The 19,337-nt window shown below is 41.2% G+C and carries 14 protein-coding genes; 7 read left to right on the top strand and 7 right to left on the bottom strand.

Annotated elements, in window-relative coordinates; all coding sequences use genetic code 11:
* Positions 1 to 211: 211 nt before the first annotated feature.
* Positions 212 to 880 (top strand): hypothetical protein, encoded by a 669-nt coding sequence (locus tag HF324_RS03140; protein WP_168809429.1) that lies wholly within the window; start codon positions 212 to 214, stop codon positions 878 to 880.
* A 100-nt stretch (positions 881 to 980) separates the two neighbouring features.
* Here HF324_RS03140 and HF324_RS03135 read toward each other — a convergent pair whose 3' ends face one another.
* Together HF324_RS03135 and HF324_RS03130 are read right to left on the bottom strand one after the other, a co-directional pair.
* A complete protein-coding gene (locus tag HF324_RS03135; protein WP_168809427.1) occupies positions 981 to 1,955 on the bottom strand; it encodes a terpene synthase family protein in 975 nt (324 codons plus the stop codon).
* A 468-nt stretch (positions 1,956 to 2,423) separates the two neighbouring features.
* A complete protein-coding gene (locus HF324_RS03130; protein ID WP_168809425.1) occupies positions 2,424 to 3,806 on the bottom strand; it encodes a sensor histidine kinase in 1,383 nt (460 codons plus the stop codon).
* Between the two features lie 1,396 nt (positions 3,807 to 5,202).
* On the opposite strand from HF324_RS03130, the gene dinB reads away from it, so the two are divergent.
* The 4 genes from dinB (at position 5,203) to HF324_RS03110 (ending at position 10,736) form a co-directional block, all read left to right on the top strand.
* Positions 5,203 to 6,342, top strand: coding sequence for a DNA polymerase IV (gene dinB / locus HF324_RS03125; RefSeq protein ID WP_168809422.1), 1,140 nt, complete (start codon positions 5,203 to 5,205; stop codon positions 6,340 to 6,342).
* A gap of 79 nt (positions 6,343 to 6,421) precedes the next feature.
* A complete protein-coding gene (locus HF324_RS03120; protein ID WP_168809412.1) occupies positions 6,422 to 9,394 on the top strand; it encodes a DNA polymerase III subunit alpha in 2,973 nt (990 codons plus the stop codon).
* 51 nt (positions 9,395 to 9,445) lie between these two features.
* Positions 9,446 to 9,940 (top strand): hypothetical protein, encoded by a 495-nt coding sequence (locus tag HF324_RS03115; protein ID WP_168809410.1) that lies wholly within the window; start codon positions 9,446 to 9,448, stop codon positions 9,938 to 9,940.
* A 4-nt stretch (positions 9,941 to 9,944) separates the two neighbouring features.
* Positions 9,945 to 10,736, top strand: a complete 792-nt coding sequence (locus HF324_RS03110) for an SOS response-associated peptidase (protein WP_168809408.1) — start codon at positions 9,945 to 9,947, stop codon at positions 10,734 to 10,736.
* Positions 10,737 to 11,181: 445 nt separating this feature from the next.
* Here the strand turns inward: HF324_RS03110 and HF324_RS03105 are convergent, their stop codons facing one another.
* The 5 genes from HF324_RS03105 to HF324_RS03085 all read right to left on the bottom strand — a co-directional run bounded on the left by HF324_RS03105 (position 11,182) and on the right by HF324_RS03085 (position 16,765).
* Positions 11,182 to 11,856, bottom strand: coding sequence for a hypothetical protein (locus HF324_RS03105; RefSeq protein WP_168809406.1), 675 nt, complete (start codon positions 11,854 to 11,856; stop codon positions 11,182 to 11,184).
* Between the two features lie 54 nt (positions 11,857 to 11,910).
* Entirely contained in the window at positions 11,911 to 12,429 is a 519-nt protein-coding gene (locus HF324_RS03100) for a hypothetical protein (protein ID WP_168809404.1), read from the bottom strand.
* Positions 12,430 to 12,519: 90 nt separating this feature from the next.
* The gene (locus tag HF324_RS03095; protein WP_168809402.1) at positions 12,520 to 13,764 is read right to left on the bottom strand and encodes a hypothetical protein; all 1,245 of its coding nucleotides are present in this window, start codon (positions 13,762 to 13,764) and stop codon (positions 12,520 to 12,522) included.
* Between the two features lie 189 nt (positions 13,765 to 13,953).
* Positions 13,954 to 14,865, bottom strand: coding sequence for a UbiA family prenyltransferase (locus HF324_RS03090; protein ID WP_168809400.1), 912 nt, complete (start codon positions 14,863 to 14,865; stop codon positions 13,954 to 13,956).
* A 121-nt stretch (positions 14,866 to 14,986) separates the two neighbouring features.
* Positions 14,987 to 16,765 (bottom strand): hybrid sensor histidine kinase/response regulator, encoded by a 1,779-nt coding sequence (locus HF324_RS03085; protein WP_168809398.1) that lies wholly within the window; start codon positions 16,763 to 16,765, stop codon positions 14,987 to 14,989.
* 576 nt (positions 16,766 to 17,341) lie between these two features.
* Here HF324_RS03085 and HF324_RS03080 point away from each other — a divergent pair.
* Positions 17,342 to 18,577: a hypothetical protein gene (locus HF324_RS03080; protein ID WP_168809396.1), complete on the top strand. Its 1,236-nt coding sequence runs from the start codon at positions 17,342 to 17,344 to the stop codon at positions 18,575 to 18,577.
* A gap of 34 nt (positions 18,578 to 18,611) precedes the next feature.
* Complete coding sequence (locus HF324_RS03075; RefSeq protein WP_168809394.1) at positions 18,612 to 19,271, top strand: hypothetical protein; 660 nt, start codon at positions 18,612 to 18,614, stop codon at positions 19,269 to 19,271.
* Positions 19,272 to 19,337: the final 66 nt, after the last annotated feature.

The following is a 19,337-nucleotide window of genomic DNA, read 5'->3' as shown; positions in this document are numbered from 1 at the left end:
GAAGCCACAGCTTCGAAACCGGGTTTGTCCGATCTTCCCGAAACAGATATCTGATGAATTCCAATAAAAGAAAATTCGAGGTGGGTCATGGCATATAATTTTTTTTTACATTAAACAGGCATATATTAGTTGAAAATAACCATACAAACAAGATTTATAAACCCTCGGCTGTCTTTAATTAGAATACTACCAGCAATTAACCATAAATGTTATGGCAGAAACTTCCGTAATTTTGAACAACGAAAACGAATTGTCTAGTCTGCTTCATTGTGTGCAACAGCATTACCCTATCGGTTTACCTGAGCTATATGACCATCCACGCGCAAGTAATACCAGGGATTTACTCATCTCTGATATGATTAAAAAGGCAAATACGAAAGAAGCAACGCCATGGACTGAACTGCTCGCTGATGTCTCACGCCACCTCCATAAATTCACCACAAATTATCGACAAGCTCCCTGTTACAGCTTCTTCGTTCCAATTATTGCTGAAAAGGAAATCATTGCTGGGACCAGGTACCGGAGAGATTTATTTTTATTCGTATCGCTGTTGTGTCCTTATTATACACAGTTTTTTGCCGACCACTATCGTTTTGATGGGATGAAGCCATCAGACAAAGAATTAACTCCGAACTTTAGGATGCTTTCTGGCGAAATTGGCCAACGAGAACAAACAGGAAAGATGGCATTTGAGGTGATAAATTCCCTGGTGTCTCATCACTTCTCTGATTATCAGTATATAAACCATACAACCCTTTTCGATAAAAAAATTTATTCCGGTATTAGACTGGAGGGACAGGGAATTGCTGGAAATTATCCCATTTTCAGCTTTCTATTTGATGATACTTTTTCCCTAGAAAATCTGAATGTGCTTCCATAGTACCGTACAGTACTTTGACTGGAAAAGGTTGTATTGTCAGAACGTATTATATATATACTTACTGGATTTCAGAAAAAACTATGAAATTTGATCTTTCTACCTACGCTAAATATACATGAGGGTAGCGTGTGGTTTCCTTGGTGCTCCAATCCTCATTCCCCTTTATGAAGAATTCGAGCGATCTGGCATATTTTTTAAGCGATTCGTTTGTTTGGCTGTCAAAAGTATAGATGCGCTTTTCCGTTTTTATGAAATCGCGAACAGTTTCATCATGTAGGGTGACCGCCCTAAGAATGGCCTCCTGCAAAGAACAATTTTCCTCATTCGAGATTACTGAAACAAGATTGAATTCAGCACCTCCTTCCGACTGCTCTACTTCCTTTGCAAGAGAGAATAGATCATTTGAATAGCAGACAATGTTTCTCGCTTGTTCGGTCAATAACTTCACATCAGGGGCAGAATATATTGTATACGGCAAATCGATATCAGACATGAAGGGAAGTGAATCTGTTGCGAGATGCGCAGCGCCAAGATATTGTCGAAACTCTTTATAGTCTTTTAATTTTGGTTTTTTGTTCTCCAAAATGTGTTCGAGCTGCCATGAACCACCGGCAAACATATCTTTGATGTTTTGAATAAAGACATCCTGCCAGGCTGACGGGGAGATATTTTTCGCCCGTTTCCAAAAGTCATCTAATGCGGTTAATTCACTGCTCTGCTTATTGATAGGAATCGATTCAATTCCGTCGTGCAAAACCTGGAGGAATGTATCAGTATACGCTGTTAATGAAGCTCGATCCTGAATTACGAAATCTTCATCCAATCTATCGTCGACTATGAATAACAAGGTATTAAGATCACACCAAATACATAATTTTTCAAAATCGGCGAATGGGTAACTTCGCACTATCATAGCCGAAAACCGTTGATCTGCATAGAACTGCACCTGATCCTCGTTAAGTAGTTCAAATCTTCGCAGCCAGTGTAATGTGTGACTTTCTACCTTCTTTTCTAACTGTACGTCGGTATAAGACGGGAATGGATAGTACAATTTAGGAATGTGATAAAGTTGCATAGCAAATGAATCAGTGGAATTTGTGACAAATACAATAAATATAAGGCACAAATTCTTATTTTTTATATTCGAATACTTTTTATTTCAATGCTATCCTATTGCAGTGAAAAATTGTATCCTACTAATTTCTAGATAAATGCTTGTTTATCATGTATAAAAGGGTTTTTGTTGCTGGTATCGGGTAAAATTCATCACACATGGCTATGCAGTCTCTGCTTCGTACTAAGAATTGGTGATTGGCGTTAGTTATCGCAAACAGCATTTGCCTGGGGGCTAGAGTTCGTCCGAAATGTTCGGCAGCTATATAGCTGAAAAATCTAATTGATTCCAGATTCGGTAGCATACTGTGAAACTTCATTTTAGTTTCGAAGTCTCCTATACTAGTGCTATACAATCCTTCAACCAGATTTTTGCATTCTTGATCAGGAAACGTGAAGTAGTATACATAGAACATCTATTTAATAAATTTTATGCGGTTTCTTTCAGTAATAGTTCATTTGAATATGGGAACATAACTGTAAAACGAGTGACGCCATTTTCGGAGTATACGCTAATTTTCCCATTCATATTTTCTACATAATTTTTGGTAACATACAGCCCAATTCCTGAACCATTTTTGTTTATTTCCTTGATTCTCTTTGTAACAAATGGTTTAAATATTTCTTGCATTTCGTTTTTCGGGATTTCGTTACCTGAATTCTCAATCCCAACACACCAATAAGTGCTTTCACTTTGAAAGGATATAACAATGGGAGTATCTGTCGTTGTAAATTTTACAGCATTACTGATTAAATTATTTAAGATAATTTGGAATTTCGTAGGGTCGGTTACAAAGGTAGCTGGGAAATTCTTGTCTAGCCTAAGCGTTATTTCCTTCTCGGACGCATGAATAAAAAAACTCAAATTCAACGCATTGTCAATAAACCACTTTGTTTCAATTCTCTTATAATCTGGTTGATCAATTTTTCCGGCGTCTAGTTTGCTGTAGATCAGCATGTTTTCGACAAATCTTTGAAGGTTCTCACTACCAGACTTTAAAATGAACATTTTTTGCTCGTTGGGAACGTCCTGGTCTTTTGATTCCAAAAGCCCACATGCGAAACAGACATGATAAACATAGGTCTTCATTTCATGGGCGAAAGAACGAATAAAAAAGGTTTTGCTTTCACTGATGTCTTTAACTTGCGCTATCTCTTTTGACTTGCTTTTATTGATTTCTTTTTCCTTGGCAATATTTTTATTTTTTATTTTCGCAAAAAAATGAAACACCATAACAACAAGGGAGAACATTACACATAGTGCTGTAAACTCCATGAAAGTATGTGTGTTCGAATTGGCAGATACCGGAGGAACAAATGAGTGCTTGTAATTATATTCAAGCATTATCAGAATTAAAAATGTAGTTGTAGCACTTGTTATGATGTGCTTTTTATTAGTAAATACAAACATTGTTAGTCCAGCTAGAAAAATCGCCATAAGCGTAATTCCTACGCTTTTACCTAAGATTAGGCCGAAGTAAAGCATTGAAGTATTCATGACAAAGAAAAATAGTAGGTTTGCGGTTCGAAATCTTCGTTGCCTGTTTAGCGAGAAAATCGGTATCAAACATAGCAGTTCGATAGCCGCTCCGATAATTATCCGGTAATCACCAGTCATTTTTGTAAGGGCGGGTCCGGTGATGATATTTATGAGGATGGCCCAAGCCGTTAGAATATTTATTCCCTTGCTAATTTCTAACTTCGTATCATATTGATCTGTTTGCTTTGCGCCTGCATTAGTTACATAATCAAAAAACGCACGAATGAAGTTTTCTTTACTTACTGTCCGATCGTTCGTTTGTTGCGGTTTCATATTCATTTTATTGAGGGTTGTAAAAAATAGGGGAGTTACTTTTGCCGATCTACTAAGTGCTTTAATTTTCAGTGCAGGTTATCATTGGGTCACATACAATTTACAGAAAAAAGTTCTTTTTTACGCTTTCTTTTTATTGTCAAAATAAAATTATTCTATTGGTCTTTTTAAAAATTAAGTAGTTTGTTACTCTCATGTTCTGACGATTTATAACGCTTTTGTGTAGGTACCAATGCAATTTCGAAAGTAATTTATAGTAGTTGTCTTTGCAAGCTTCCTTTTCAAAAATAGCTCATGTGCATAAAGCTTTTGGATATTACCAAAAAAACAAGGGAAATAGCTATCCTTTTTCCATCCAAATGGTAGTTTGGAAAATACTTTAAATTTTTTCAACACAAGTTCCGAGTAAGACGTGTTGCTAACAGTATACAACGACAGGACTATTCTTTTACTTTTAATAGAATTTAATACATAAATGTATGGAGCTAATGAGTCAGCGTCTTCAATGACATATCGAAAACCGTCACGTGTATCGTATTTTACAGTGTAGTTTATGGGAGCATTTATAAGGATAGTCTCAATTTCGATGAATCTATCTGATTCCTTCTGTTGTATTATCACTGAGAATTCGTGCAAGTTCATCGCTGTTTTTTTGGTTGTATAATTTTAATCGATACTAGGGGCAAATTCCTATATATAGAAATGAGATAGTTTCCTAACTTTTCGTCATCGCCTATGTGTATGCAATATTTTAAGTTTGGCAAATACTGTTTCGTAGAATCCTGATTGTTTTGTATTGATAGTCTCCATTCTCTCTGAGTGTTTGAATTAAAACAGATCATGAAAGTAAATATTGGAATCGAGAAGAATGTTAACCAAATGTAAATGACAGGAAATTATAGGAAGTGTTGGATTTCTTTTTCCGATATCCGAAGCCGTTATATGCTTCCAGTGCATTGAACAAATCAACAACGGCCCACAGCCTTTTTTCATCAACTTCATATAAGAATGCATAATGATTTCGGAGAATTCTAACTAAAATTTGGCAACCCGGATGCTGGGGTCCCGCTGTTTTTCAGACGGTTCCTGTATAGGTGTTGATCAAATTGATTTTGCCGATTCGCTTCGGTTCTGGCTAAAGGATGCAACAAAAATGGGACACCGCCTATGTGGAGATTTTGAGAGTTTCGAAAGTATACCGAAATTTTGCGTTTAAATCAGCCAACTTTACATGGCGGCCTGCCTTCGCAAGGAATTGATCCTGATATAATTGTAACGTTTCTTTCTACATCTTCAATTTCCAGTCACCATTAAAATTTTGTCCTTTCAAAAAATTTTGTCATTATTGATGACATAATCATGGCATTATTAGTGCCAAAAATATTAAAAGAAGAACATGGAACGCAATATTGTGCATATGGACATGGATACGTTCTTCGTTTCCGTTGAACGACTTAGAGATCGCTCTCTTATAGGAAAGCCCGTCTTAGTCGGAGGAAACAGTGACCGGGCGGTTGTGGCCAGCTGTAGTTATGAAGCCAGGCAATTCGGGGTACATAGCGCCATGCCGATGCGTCTGGCTCAGCGGCTCTGCCCCGACGCAGTCATACGGAAAGGGGATTATGATGAGTACAGTAAGTATTCCAAGCTAGTGACCGATATCCTGATAGAAAAAGCTCCGTTGGTAGAAAAGGCATCCATCGACGAATTTTACCTAGATTTATCCGGCATGGACCGCTTTTTCGGATGCTGGAAATGGTCGCTGGAATTACGCAAGAAGGTAATCCGGGAAACCGGGCTATCGATCAGCATGGGCCTGTCACCCAATAAGACGGTTAGCAAAATTACCACTGGTCAAGCCAAGCCTGCTGGATCGTTAGAGGTTGGCCATGGCATGGAGCGAGCATTCTTGGCGCCTTTACCCGCCAATAAGATCCCTGGAATTGGCCCAGAAACATATAAAATGCTCTGCAAAATGGGGGCTTCTCACATTTACCACCTTCAGGCACTACAGCCGGAGCTGATGGAAGCCACCTTTGGTAAGGCAGGCATAATGATTTACAGCAAAGCCAATGGCCTTGACGAATCACCCGTAATCCCCTACCAGGAACAGAAGAGTGTCAGTCGGTCGATAACTTTTGAACGGGATACAACAGATATGAACATCTTGCATAAAACTATCATCGGGTTTGTCGATGAACTGGGTTTTGAATTGCGCAGTCAGCAGCGGCTCACTGGCTGCGTGACGATAACCATTCGTTATGCGGATTGGAATACCTATAGCCGACAAAGTCAAATACCGTATAGCTCAACTGATGATGTACTTGTAAAAACAGCACTGCAGCTATTTGAAAAGCTATATGACCGGCGGATGTTGGTGCGCCTGGTAGGCGTGAAGTTCAGTGATTTTGTCAGCGGTTCTTACCAGATCGATTTGTTCTCCGATTCCGTTGGAAAGATAAATCTGTATCAGGCTATAGATGGAATTAAAAAACGGTTCGGCCCCGAATTACTGAAAAAGGCTGCGTGTCTTTAAAATCAATACCAACCAAATGCTTACTGGCTAACACTCACCAATCCTATGTCGCCCTTTTTGTTTAAACAAGGGAGGTGTTATGCTTATAAATTGTCACACATACTATTCGCTTCGCTATGGTACCATACCCGTAGCAGATCTGGTAGATGCATTGCAACAGGAAGGTTATGATACTGCAGTGCTTACCGATATCAATAACAGTACTGGTGTGCTGGAATTTATTAGATACTGTCGGCAGAAAGGCTTCAATGGCCTTGGCGGTATTGAATTTCGTCATGGGAACGCATTGCTGTACATCGGCGTTGCTCGTAACAATGCAGGATTCCAGCAGCTCAATGAATTTCTAACGGAACATAACTTAGAAGGGAAGGCGATACCTGCACAGGCCCCCGAGCTGACTGACGCTTTCTTCATTTATCCTTTCCGGCCAGATCAGGACCAGGCATTACGTGACAACGAGTATATTGGTATCCGTCCGGAGCAGTTGACGCGGATCGTGATGAGGCCGAAAGCTTTTCAGGAGCGGCTGGTGATTTGGGCTCCGGTGAGTTTTCTTGAAATAAAGGAATTTAAGCTGCACTGCCAGCTTCGGGCTATCGACCATAACATCCTGCTGTCTCAGCTTCAACCTTCACAGGCCGGCGCCCGGAATGAGGTGCTGCTGTCGCAGCCGGAGCTGATTTCATTATACAGCAGCTTTCCACAAATCATTATCAACACCAGTAAGCTGCTGGAGCAATGTCGTTTCGATTTTGACTTTACCACTGTAAAGAACAAAAAGACATACACCGGCAATACTTATAACGACCGGCTGCTGCTAGAAAAGCTGGCGCTGGATGGCTGGAAGCAGCGGTACGGTGAAAAGAATAGGGTGGCGCTTGAGCGTGTCCAGCAGGAACTTGCAGTGATCGATCGCCTCGGCTTTTCCTGCTACTTTCTAATCACCTGGGATGTTATACGGTATTCTGCTCATAGAGGCTTCTATCATGTAGGCCGAGGAAGCGGCGCTAATAGCGTAGTGGCCTACTGCCTCAGGATAACGGACGTCTGTCCCTTGGAGCTTGACCTTTACTTTGAGCGCTTCTTGAACCCAAAGAGAAAGACGCCGCCGGATTTCGATATCGATTTTTCCTGGCGCGACCGTGACGAGGTCTTCGAATATATTTTCATGCGGTACGGTAAAAAGCATACGGCATTGCTGGGTATGATGTCCACTTTCAAGGACAGGAGCATTATCCGGGAAATTGCTAAGGTATATGGCCTTCCTAAAGGAGAGATCGATCGACTGATCGAGTATCCGGCTTCTTTTCAGAATCGCAATGAGATCGTCGACAAGATCATGGCTACCTATGAAATGCTGCCGAAGGATTTCCCTAACCTTCGCAGCATCCATGCTGGCGGAGTATTGATATCCGAGCTACCGATTACCGCCTATGTAGCACTGGATCTTCCTCCCAAGGGGCTACCAACAACGCAGTTCGATATGTATACTGCTGAAGATATTGGCTTTGAAAAGCTGGATATCCTAAGCCAGCGCGGCATCGGGCATATTAAAGAAGCGGTGGAGATCATTCGGCAGAACCAGGAAAAGGATGTTGATGTGCATGCTGTAGCGACAATCAAAAGCGACGTAAAAGTCAATGCGCAGTTACAGTCCGGCGACAGCATTGGCTGCTTCTATATTGAAAGCCCGGCTATGCGCGGTGTGCTGAAAAAGCTACGCTGCAGCGACTATCTGACCTTGGTGGCTGCCAGCAGCATTATCAGACCCGGTGTCGGATCCTCGGGGATGATGGACGAATATATAAAGCGGTATCACAACCCTCATGGTTTCACGTACCTGCATCCCATCCTTAAAGAGCAGCTGAGCGAGACCTTCGGGGTAATGATTTACCAGGAAGATGTGTTGAAGATTGGCCACCACTTTGGGGGCTTGGACCTGGCGGATGCGGACGTGCTGCGCCGCCTGATGTCGGGCAAGAACCGTGGGCGCCATCATCTTGAAGAGATACGGGAGAAGTTTTTCGGCCATTGTGCAGCAGTTGGCCATGACGCGAAGATTACCGCCGAGGTCTGGCGCCAGATGGAAAGTTTTGCAGGTTACAGCTTTTCCAAGGCTCATTCTGCCAGCTACGCCGTGGAAAGCTACCAGAGCCTTTTCCTGAAAGCGCACTACCCAATAGAATTCATGACGGCTGTCATTAACAATGAGGGAGGCTTTTATGCTCGCTGGTTATACGTAACCGAGGCGCGAAAAGCCGGAGCGACGATCAATCTTCCCTGTGTTAATTATTCTGAATTGAAAACACGGCTTTATGGCAAAGACATATTCTTAGGGTTTAATATGGTCGATCGTTTGGAAGTGAAGATGATTGAAACAATACTCGAGCAGCGTAAGGCTGCTGCCTTCAGCAGCCTGGAGGACTTTGTTACCCGCTGCACCCCGGGACTGGAACAATTGTTACTTTTGGTCAGCGTAGGGGCGCTACGTTTTACCGGTGAGACGAAAAAGTCACTACTCTGGAAGGCCCATCTACTGCTTGCCAGCAAAAAGGCAACTCAAAACAAATACGCGGGTATGGAGCTTCTTTTTCAACCAGCGTTGAAGCTGCCAACTGTCCCCAACTTTGAATGGGCTTCTGACGAGGACTTTTATGACGAAATGGAACTCTTGGGCTTTTCCGTCAGCTTGTCACCATTCTTCCTGCTAAAGAGTCAGCAAAATCTCGGTATTATGGTCTCCGACCTGCTGAATCATGCCGGCGCACCTGTTACAATTACCGGCCTTTTTGTAACAATGAAGCAGACCCGGACCCGTAATGGCGAAACAATGGCATTTGGGACATTCCTGGATCGTGATGGACAATTCTTTGATACGGTCCATTTTCCGCATGTTTACCAGCGCTATCCTTTTCAGAAGTCGGGCATTTACCGTATTCAGGGAACAGTGACCACCAGTTTCGGGTTTCCTTCGATAACAGTAGAAAGTATGAGCAAATTACCGATCAGGCCAGACCCGAGATTTGTGATCCGCCATCCTAAGCTTTCATGAGGGAAAAGCCGGATTCGAGGCAGACATACAAAAATTTCGTAATTTAGAAATATGCGCACCACTTTTTTCTATAATCCCTTTGATCGCCTGACTGAGTCAATGATTCAGTTTAGCGTAATAATGGGAGAAAAATATTGGATCGTACAGAGGTTCGAATGGCCTGGTGTGCCTTCTGGCAAAGGGTTTATGGTCAGTCGTTATTCAAAAAAAGAAAATGCACTTGTGCACTACCAACATCTTCAGGTCGGGGAAGGTAAAATGCTGGATGTATCTGAAGATGCTGAAAAATTGAAAGCATTGCTTCAACCGGGATCAGAATACCACGTCTTCATCAACACGTTTCAAAGAGGAGATTGGAAGAAGCGGATGCACTCGAAGTACAAAAAACAATTTGTTTCCTACATTACAAAGCAGACGAACACCACCCCACTGCAAGGTCCTGTTCAGGTAAACCTATACTTTGAATATGGTCGTCTTATGGCGGAAATTCATGCTAGTGAGAAGGAGCCTGTGAAAATTCCAGTTGATCAAATTCTAAAAACATAGTTTTATGTGCGTTGACATAGCATTTCACAGTGATATCCAGATTACGAAAGAGGCATTTCCAGGATTAGTAATCAAAAGAACACCTGCGTATAGCATTGAATTTAATGAGCAGATTCTAGGCCCACTTTTCCCGGAATGCAGTGTTATCGTTAGTACAGATGGCAGACAGGAAGCTACTACTATGGAATGGGGAGTATTTCCGACCTGGATAACCGACAGAAAAGAGCGAGACATTCGTAGGAATAACCAGTTGAACTTGAGAAGTGAAAAGATATTTACTGAAACTGCTTCCCTTGCTCACAAACTGCGGAAACGGCGTTTACTGATACCGGTAAATGGCATATATGAACATCGGAAGGTAAATGGGATCAAAAATATGGTCCCGTATTTTGTTTTCTATCCAGATGGAAAGCCCTTTTACCTGCCCGGCCTATATCAGCAAGCATCCGTAGTAGACAATGACGGAGTGGTAACCGAAAACCTCAGCTTTGGGTTGTTAACTACGGGCGCGAACACTACTATGGCTGGGATTCATAATTCCGGAACCAACAAGCATAGAATGCCCCTATTTCTCACTGAGGAAATGGCCCAAAGCTGGATTTCGGCCAGCCTTCAGGAAAATGAAATGAAAGAAATCCTGGCATACAAAATTCCAGATAAGGACCTGGAATATCACCCAGTGTATTCCATCCGGGGCGGTAAAGTCAGGCCTGACGGCATGCCTAAATACACGCTCTGGGAATGGCCGGGGCTGCCGCCACTGGGACAGGACAATGCTCAATCTTCATTATTTTAGCCGGTTGGTACTTTGGAGCTATTCTCCGACTGAATGAATGATATTGCCGGAACGTATCGGCGAGTTTAAACTGGTCCATCAGTTTTCCCTGGACAGGTAAAGATGTTATCCAAACGGTTATGTTTTTTACTTTATATGCGATAAGCATCGGGGCCACCATATTGATGGTTCTGTTCGTTCCTTCCGTAATCCTCACCGTAATTCCCTGATATGAATACTGAACAATAGTTGTTGAGTCACGTCTGCAAAAGACAAAACGCCTCCATGATTTTTTTGAAATGAGCATCGAGTTTTCCATTAATGCAATAGATTAAATACGTGATAGCTGCCAACCCCCAGGATGAGATAATAAACAACCGCCCTGGAAAAGGCAGTTCAAATCTCTGTTAAACATAAACTGATCTGGTAAAAAATTCAAAAAAGGTCATACCGATTTAAGGTCATTCTACTCCAGAGGTGTTACCATTTCCCCAATCGCCTTTTCAATGGCGGTTATTGCTTGTTTTGAAAAATTCAATGTTACAAAACAAGGTCTCAGACTGTATATATATTTTTGGGAATAGCTTCCATTGTAAAAGCCTGTTATTTGCCCCTTCTCGTAAGAAGGATTTACTGCAGGATCAATCTCGTTGATTTTATTCATGAGTGCATCCACTTCCACAAGTTTGCCATAGTGTTTCGTTCCCAGGAGAATAACAAAATTGGGATCACCTGTAGGATGAATATACCGCTCGATAGCAATAAGCCGTCCCTGGTAGTTTTTCCTTAGTTCAATATCATTGTTGTGCAGTACCTCCGCAAAACCACCAACGTCCAACGGTAGGAAGCCGTCTCTTCCAGAAACATGAGGTGAGAAACCGGAATCTCCACACCAGTAAACTTCAGGTACTCTTCCAAGGTTAACCTGCGTCACACATATGCGCATGATCCGGTGCATCATAGCATTGTCAACTTCCCGCCTGTCATGCTCAGTAAGAACATATTTCGCGTCACCTATTTCCATTCTGGTTTTACTCAAAAACCTAAGGTTATTAAAATGCTCTATAGAGAATTGCTTATTACATATCGTCCACACCATTTCTGCATATTCCGGCACAGAATATTTTTTCAACTTGTACATAAATCCAATAGCTGCTTTTAAATAGAACGAACATTACGCAAAAAAGTACTATTGCTATTTTTTCGTATCGACAAAGGTGCCATCAATTTCATCAAGATCCGATTTGTAAAAGATAGAAACGATCGTAGGCACAAAGCCAACGGTTTGATCCCATATACCACTGCGGCCGGCAAGTATCGTCGTACCAGCATCGGTGGACCAGCCGTGTACAAAGCTACCGAATTGCTCCCCGATACTACTGGTTGCTATTGTATGTTTATTGCTGAAGGTATTGATTTGATCGATCAGACGCTTAAGATCATTAGCTTCGAGATACGCATACAGCTTGATGATGGTTCCCGCTTTCCCCGTCTGTGCAATCAGGAACCTTACGATATTACTGCTGTCCTCCTCCTGGTCCATAAATAAAAAATAGAAATTGTTTGCTGGTTTTGCGCTGAAGAATTTCCGGTATGGCGAATCAAGGAACCGCACCTTCCTTGCAATTTCACTAATCGGAGTATGCAAGTGGACATGGTTTATGCCGATCGCCGTAATTTGGGCTTCCGCTGACATGTATAACATCATGGACATGGTGAATAATGAAAATAATTTTATCATTTATTGTAATATACCAAAAATTAATATAGGGTGGCTATGCCACCCTATATTATAACGCTGTTATTAGAGACATCCTATACCCGCTATGCCGGAATATTTCGCTGGGGTAACCGGAAGGTCTTCCGTCAAATTGCCGATACCTGGACTCAAGGTAACCCTGCCTCCGTACTGCTTAGCATATTCATTTAGTTTTTCCCTGTATAACGCATTCATTCCTTCCCAATCAATCGGCTTACCAGAATGATATCTAGCCATCACATCGAGCAACGCTTTATTGTCTATTTCTACAGCCAGCTCTGCCGCACGAGCTGTAGAGTAAAACGTCTTATTGGACCGAACAATGGGAAAACCAAAGTAAAGCACCGGACCAGGCCTAACTATCTTTAATACCCCGTCGCCGGGATCGACAAGATTCATGTGAACGTTCGAAACTGCGGCGATCTGCCATCCGCCGAAACCATTAGGATCCAAGCTGATCACTTTTTTAAAGACAAACGATTTTTTGCAGATATCTAACTTGCCCGTAGGCTCTGTTGGTTCCCTTCTTGGCCGTGTAGCGGGATCGCTGTCGGCCGGGGTACGGCCTGGGTACACTGGGGTACCAGCGCCGCCACCAGCACCGCCAACACCGCCTCCGGTTGGTGTTCCGCTGCCGTTGTCCGGATTGTCGATACAATGCTTCGTTGTATGACTATAATTACAGTAAACGTCTGTGTTTGCAGAGTAGGCACAGGTGTACCAATCGACTTCTTCACAGGTAGTCTGCCATGAATTCGTTTGCAGGCCCCCGGGGAGGAGCTGCGTTGATACCCTGAAGACACTGTCGTTGCGGTACCGGTAACCGTCCAGGAACCTGCCGTCCCAGGTTTCGATAAGCACGATACCAGAGAATTTTTCCGTTACCCTAGCGGTATCAGGTATCTTATAAATTACTTCCGCCCTGAAGTGGCCCTTGTCTTTGGAAAGAAGCAGATAGCCGATCTTATCCAAGGGGCATTTAAAGGTTCCGCCAATAACTGTCGCATATTGCGTCGTGTCCTTATGCTTTAAGGGTACTACGACCGTCTTTCCTCTAGGTAGCTCCTGGATACGGGCTTCCTTCCAATTTGGTGATTTTTCTAGCAACAACTGATCAACGGCTATTTTCGTCCCTCCTTGGCTGCCGGGAAGAACTGAACTTTCAAAGTAAGATCTTGCGTCTAGAAAGAACTCATCGGGTACCTGTCGTACGTCTCTTTTGCTACAGGACAGTGAAAGGACAACAATAATACAGCAAAATACATAAAGGGTTGTTAAACATGTTTTCATACAAAATATTGAGGGTTAATAGAAAAAACAACCTGGAAATCTTCCCGTGCGGGAAATCTGCGCGAATGGATGGTTAACCTGACAATACCTTCTATCGACGATTCGCTCTTCGGGTTAAACTGAGAGCTTTAGAGTTATACACCGAATATAGGATATTTCATCAGAACCGAAAAATAGATATACGCATTCTTATAAAAAACAGATCATTGGTATTGTTACACAGAACAGGCATACGAAGTAGTGATAAGAAGTATCATCTGCAGCTGGATTACGATACAACCAAATGCGTAGTGCAATGATCCAATGCCACAGCACTTGGGCGGTAGTTACCAGGATCATTTTCGGGGATGAAATTTCGCTAGCGTCATCTATTTGGGTAGCGATGGTAAAGAAGTACAGCAACGGAGAAAGAAGCATCATGTGAGCAATCATATACCGGCGTGCCGGCAGGTCGCCAAGCACCAATGGAAGGGTTTTTCGGCGCATATACCGGTCGCCGTCCTGGTCCCTAAAATCCTGTAGCGGTAGCCCAGCTCCAGCCCAAAAGCTCAAAAAGAAAATAAAATTCCATATCTGCAATTGAATTTCATCCCCGACTATACGCCACTGCGCACCGAGTAGTAAAATAGTGCCAATTGAAATACAGAATACATTTTTTAGGAACCAATGATTACTAAAGCCCCAATTGCACATCATTAATGTGACCAGCTGCCAACTAAGTGCATACCAAAACACATCAAGCAAGTAAGCAGTGAAAAGGAAAAGCGCATTATAGATATAGGACCTTTTTTCAGCCTCTCTGACCGTTAGAACTCCCCTTACTAAGGGGCGGTATGGCTTGTTTAGACGATCTTCCTCCACTCCGTTTACCTGGTTTGCGATACAAAAGGTAAGAATGTATAGCAGGTTATAGATACTGGCGTAAAGTAGCATCGTGGGAAATTGGCGCCAGGATTCCCGATTGTAGAAAAAGGCAGCGATAAAAGTGAGAAAAGTTGGAATAACAGTATCCCAAATATCATTCCTGATGAACAAGAAGATAATGTATGCTTCCTTGGCAGGAAGAGAGATAGCGGTGTTGAGGATGCGCACCATGCCCATAGGGCAAAAAATTTGGTACTCCAAATTTAAGCATTAGCGTTCAATATTGCCTCAATAAATAAAGTTAAATTAAATATACATACAATGTTTATAAAATTGATTTATAGATAAAAATGCAAGCTTAAAACCACCGCACTATGGCAGCATTCATTACTGCCAAGTCTAACGGCTTGGTTAAAAAAGTTATGCCTGGAAATTGTTTGTATCGAAGGTGTATTGCGGGGTCACTACATGCGGAATTAATGATTATTTTCATCCTTTCGAAACCATCTTTATAACGAAGGTTATATAAAATAAGATCCCCGGTTAATCCTGGGATTTTGTGGTCAAGAATCAGCAAATCGGGCAAACTACCTTCCATCAAGGCATTTAAGCCCTCGTTTCCATCCTTATAGGTGCGATAACTAGCTTGTTGCCTGATACACCACTTAGACAAATAAAAAGTCATCATACTATCGTCTTCAATTATTATAACGCTACGGCCCACAAGTAGGTCTTTTGCATCTTTAAATAAGGAAGATTTGTTCATTTCTTTTAAGCTAGCAATCTGTTCCGGACTACATTCAGTAAATGGGATCTTGAAATGGAAGTGTACATTCTTGGCATCTGTTTCCATTAGACAACTGCCTTTGAGCTTCTTCACTAATTCCTTTATAATGCCAATTCCCAATCCAGTATTTTCAAACTGATTACGCTCCGATTTGAACCTGCCAATTTTCTGATGAATTTCATCAATAGGTATTTTCGATGGATTACTTACGGTAAATAGCAACCTTTCTTGCAACTTTTCCTCTGTTATTGCTATTGAAAGATCAATTTGGGAACCCTCTGGAGAAAACTTAATTGCATTGCTAAATACATTGTTAAGAAGTCGTTTGATAAATAGACCATCGCTAATAATATAGGTGGGAAGCTTTCCGTAGTTGAGAGCAATGTGAGAGTTGCATTTGCTAGCAAAATGGCTGTTAACCAGAAGACAATCATTAATAGTTGCCCTCAAATCCATGGGAGCCAAATTAACGACATCAAATTCCCCGGTAGCTAGCTTTGCAAGGTCCAACGTATTGTTGAGAATTTCACGGGCAATGGTACCAGACTTGGAAATTTTTGTGATAGTATCAACAACATCTGGATTGTTAACTTTGTCCCATTCTATAGTTTCTGCAAAGGATATTACAGCGCTTATAGGTGTTCTCATATCATGTGCCGCTTCATAAAGATAATTAATCCGCTTTTCGGATTCAGCGACGATTTCTTTATTTTCCTGTTTCAATTCAATTAGTTTCAGAGCTGCCTGGTCCTTATGCTTATCATTCTGGTTAATGATCTCCACGACAACAAAACCCATCAGAGTCAAAATACTAATACAACAAAACCCTTTTATCAATAAGAACGGCCCAGATTGTATGTGGATGGGTTCCACTAGCTTCGTATAGTTATTTGTCAACATAACAGAAAACACGATCAAGATGATAACTAGTAGATACACCCTAATTTTTTTGTCCCTGTATATCAAATAGCATCCACCTGTCAAAAAGCTAAGTAGAAAGACAGTTATCAACTCTAGAGGCATAGCAGGTCCTAGTAGGGCGCCAAAGTACAAAGCAAATGTGCAATGAATAAGCAACGTAACACCGGCAGCCAAATTATGCCTCCCATATTTGTTCAGAACGATTACACCGACAAAACAGGATGTTTCTGCTAATACACCTAAAAGCATTGGAATTGAGCTTGTAATATAGTATATGGTCAATCCTGTAATCAGGGCCAATATACATGTCAAAGTGGCGGCCGCGTTGATCAGGACCACCGCACGTTGGGCTTCAGCGCTTTTTGCGAGATGAACTCCAGTATTCAAAAGTTGAATTACTGGCCGGGGTAAAATGGTTGTTGTTTTCATTTTGAGGCAATTTTTTTCTGATAGAAAGACACAGCGATACGGCAACCATGTGTCCGCTTCATATTCTGAACCTACAACGTACGCCATCATTCTATAGTTCATGGGTTTTGGGTAATTAAACTAGCCGATATTTTGCCCTTAAGTGCACGATGTAGTATTAGGTCTGAAATAGAATAGACTGGCGTTAATATCTCCGATCAAAAGGGTCAAATCCTTACTTGGGCTCGAGCAGGAGCATTATGTTTCGAAATTAACCGCATTTGACTAATGTTTTATTTTTTGTTTCACCAGAGTTTATTTAGATTATAGTTTTTCAATAGGTTAGGTACCCCGATAATACGTTTAGACCTAGCTAAAATGCACTTTTCATTATAATATAAATATAATATATATCAACAAAGTTGCATAGGTTGACATCTCTTCCACAAGAGAATATTCTGAGACAAAACCGTCTAATATTTTTATTCATTTCCTATTTTCTTCTAAATTTATGTAGAAGAACCAAAATCAGTACCCCCCAGAGTAATACCCAAATAGTGACCCTTTCGAAAGTCTTCTTTAAAACATGCATTTACCATGAAAAAGATAACACTCTTCGTTGTAATGACCCTGATCCTAATTGGATTTGTTATTGTTCAAAGCTGCAAAAAGAATAATAGAGAAATCGAACTTAAACCGAGAGGCTTATCCGTGGAAATTGAAGAGATTAAAAACCAATTTACTGCATTAAATTATCAATCAAGCTTAGAAGTAAATTTAAATGATTCTGTTACGCAGGTTCTATACCCCTACTGGAAGCGGGCTTACCAAATAAAACAAGGGGATTCTGCTGTCTATACTTATATAAGGCTTTTGCCCAAGCTCTACACGTATGGCATCCCATTCAATTATGTATATAAAAATGCTGGAAGAAATTATATCCTAGCTGAGCAGAAAAATGGTAAAACAAACTTTTTTAAAGCGACAGCGATGGATGCCAGAGATCCATCAATACCAGGCTTTATAGGAGATCTACTGTTAGAAAATCTTCAAACCCATAAAAGCTATGTTTTACACTTTGGGAATGAAAAATACAGAAAGGCGGCTATTTCCAATGACATAAATGCTGCTGATCCTCAATGCTATTATTACTTTACCTGCACATGGGGTGGAGTCTGCAATAGCATTGTAACTATAGTTGGCTCATACGGTGGACCGTCGCTTTATAGCACTGTAACCTGTACTTATCCTTCAATTCCAGAATGCCCATCTGCTAGTTGGTCAATTACTCATTCAACAACAGCTATAGATTGTGATGATCCGCCATCATTGGTACCCCAACCCGTAACTCCAGATCCAACTGGCATTGTGGGAGGTGGTTACATCCCTATAGGAACAACTATTCCTGGATCTGGCTTTAGCTTGGATCCAGTCAAAGGGCATATGTGTGGTGTCATTAACTGGCTTCGGGTTGGTAATGCCTATGTTGCAACTATCTCGGGAGTAGGTATCATGTTTCTACATCCCCAATATGGCATCTACAACTTTGAAATGAATAAGATTTGTGTTACTATACCTGTCAACTATTTAACTAACCAACGGACAGCGACAAATGCTTTTATTGCCAATTGGAACTGGACTGCAGACGAAGTCCTTGCTGAACTACAAGCTAATCCAACGCATGTTCCTGTCGCAAAAGATCTTTTAGATAGATTTAAGTATCTATTAGTTCAGAATTTAATTGCAACGGATCCAGGATCATCCATTAACTTTATGGGACCTTGCTTGGGAGCAGGAGTTCCAACTACTCCAGCAGAATACGATTGTTATTAGTAGTTTTTATCATATATTAAATATGCCCATAAAAATGATCAAAGAACAGGAAACAATCTACAATCTCTTAAAGAAAATACACGAATTTTATCCTGTTGGAATGAAGTCCTTTGTTGGCTATCCGGGAGCGAATACAATTGCGGAAATAATTGAAAAGAAGATAAACACAATGATAGCTGGTGAACGAACTGCGATTTCTGCTCTACTAGACTCTATTAGGATTTCAGCAGGTGACTATGAAATTGTTGACTACTCTGCAGGACAATTTCCATGTTATTCAATAGGAGTTTTTATTGAGGAAGACACTTCTGGAGATTTGAACCGGAGGACGCTGATAATGTTTACAATATCGCTTTTGTGTAACTATTACACATATTATATTCATGATTTTTTTCGTGTCTCTGGCCAAACAACTATTTCTCAGCGTAGGAAGGTTTATCCGATAGATTCTGTATCTCTTGAAAATCACCTAAGTTTTGGAAATATGAAGACGCTTATTGATAAGATATCAAGGGCTACTCAGCAATTTTTTCCAGAGTACATGTATGTAAACCACTATCAACTTTTCAGCAATTATGTCACAGGGGCAGTTCCATTTGGTAAAACTGAAGATGGTAACGTTACCTCATCCCATTCGATTTACCACTTCCTTTTCGATAGTTTTTTTTCTGAGAATCTAATCGTCATGCCGTAAATCCGGTATTCAGCCATATGGAATGTTACCAATCTTCCGATACATTTTCAATTTCATTTCGCAATA

Source organism: Chitinophaga oryzae (genome assembly GCF_012516375.2).
Taxonomy (GTDB): domain Bacteria; phylum Bacteroidota; class Bacteroidia; order Chitinophagales; family Chitinophagaceae; genus Chitinophaga; species Chitinophaga oryzae.
The sequence above is the reverse complement of the archived record's forward strand: the minus strand, read 5'-3'. Positions and strand labels throughout refer to the sequence as shown.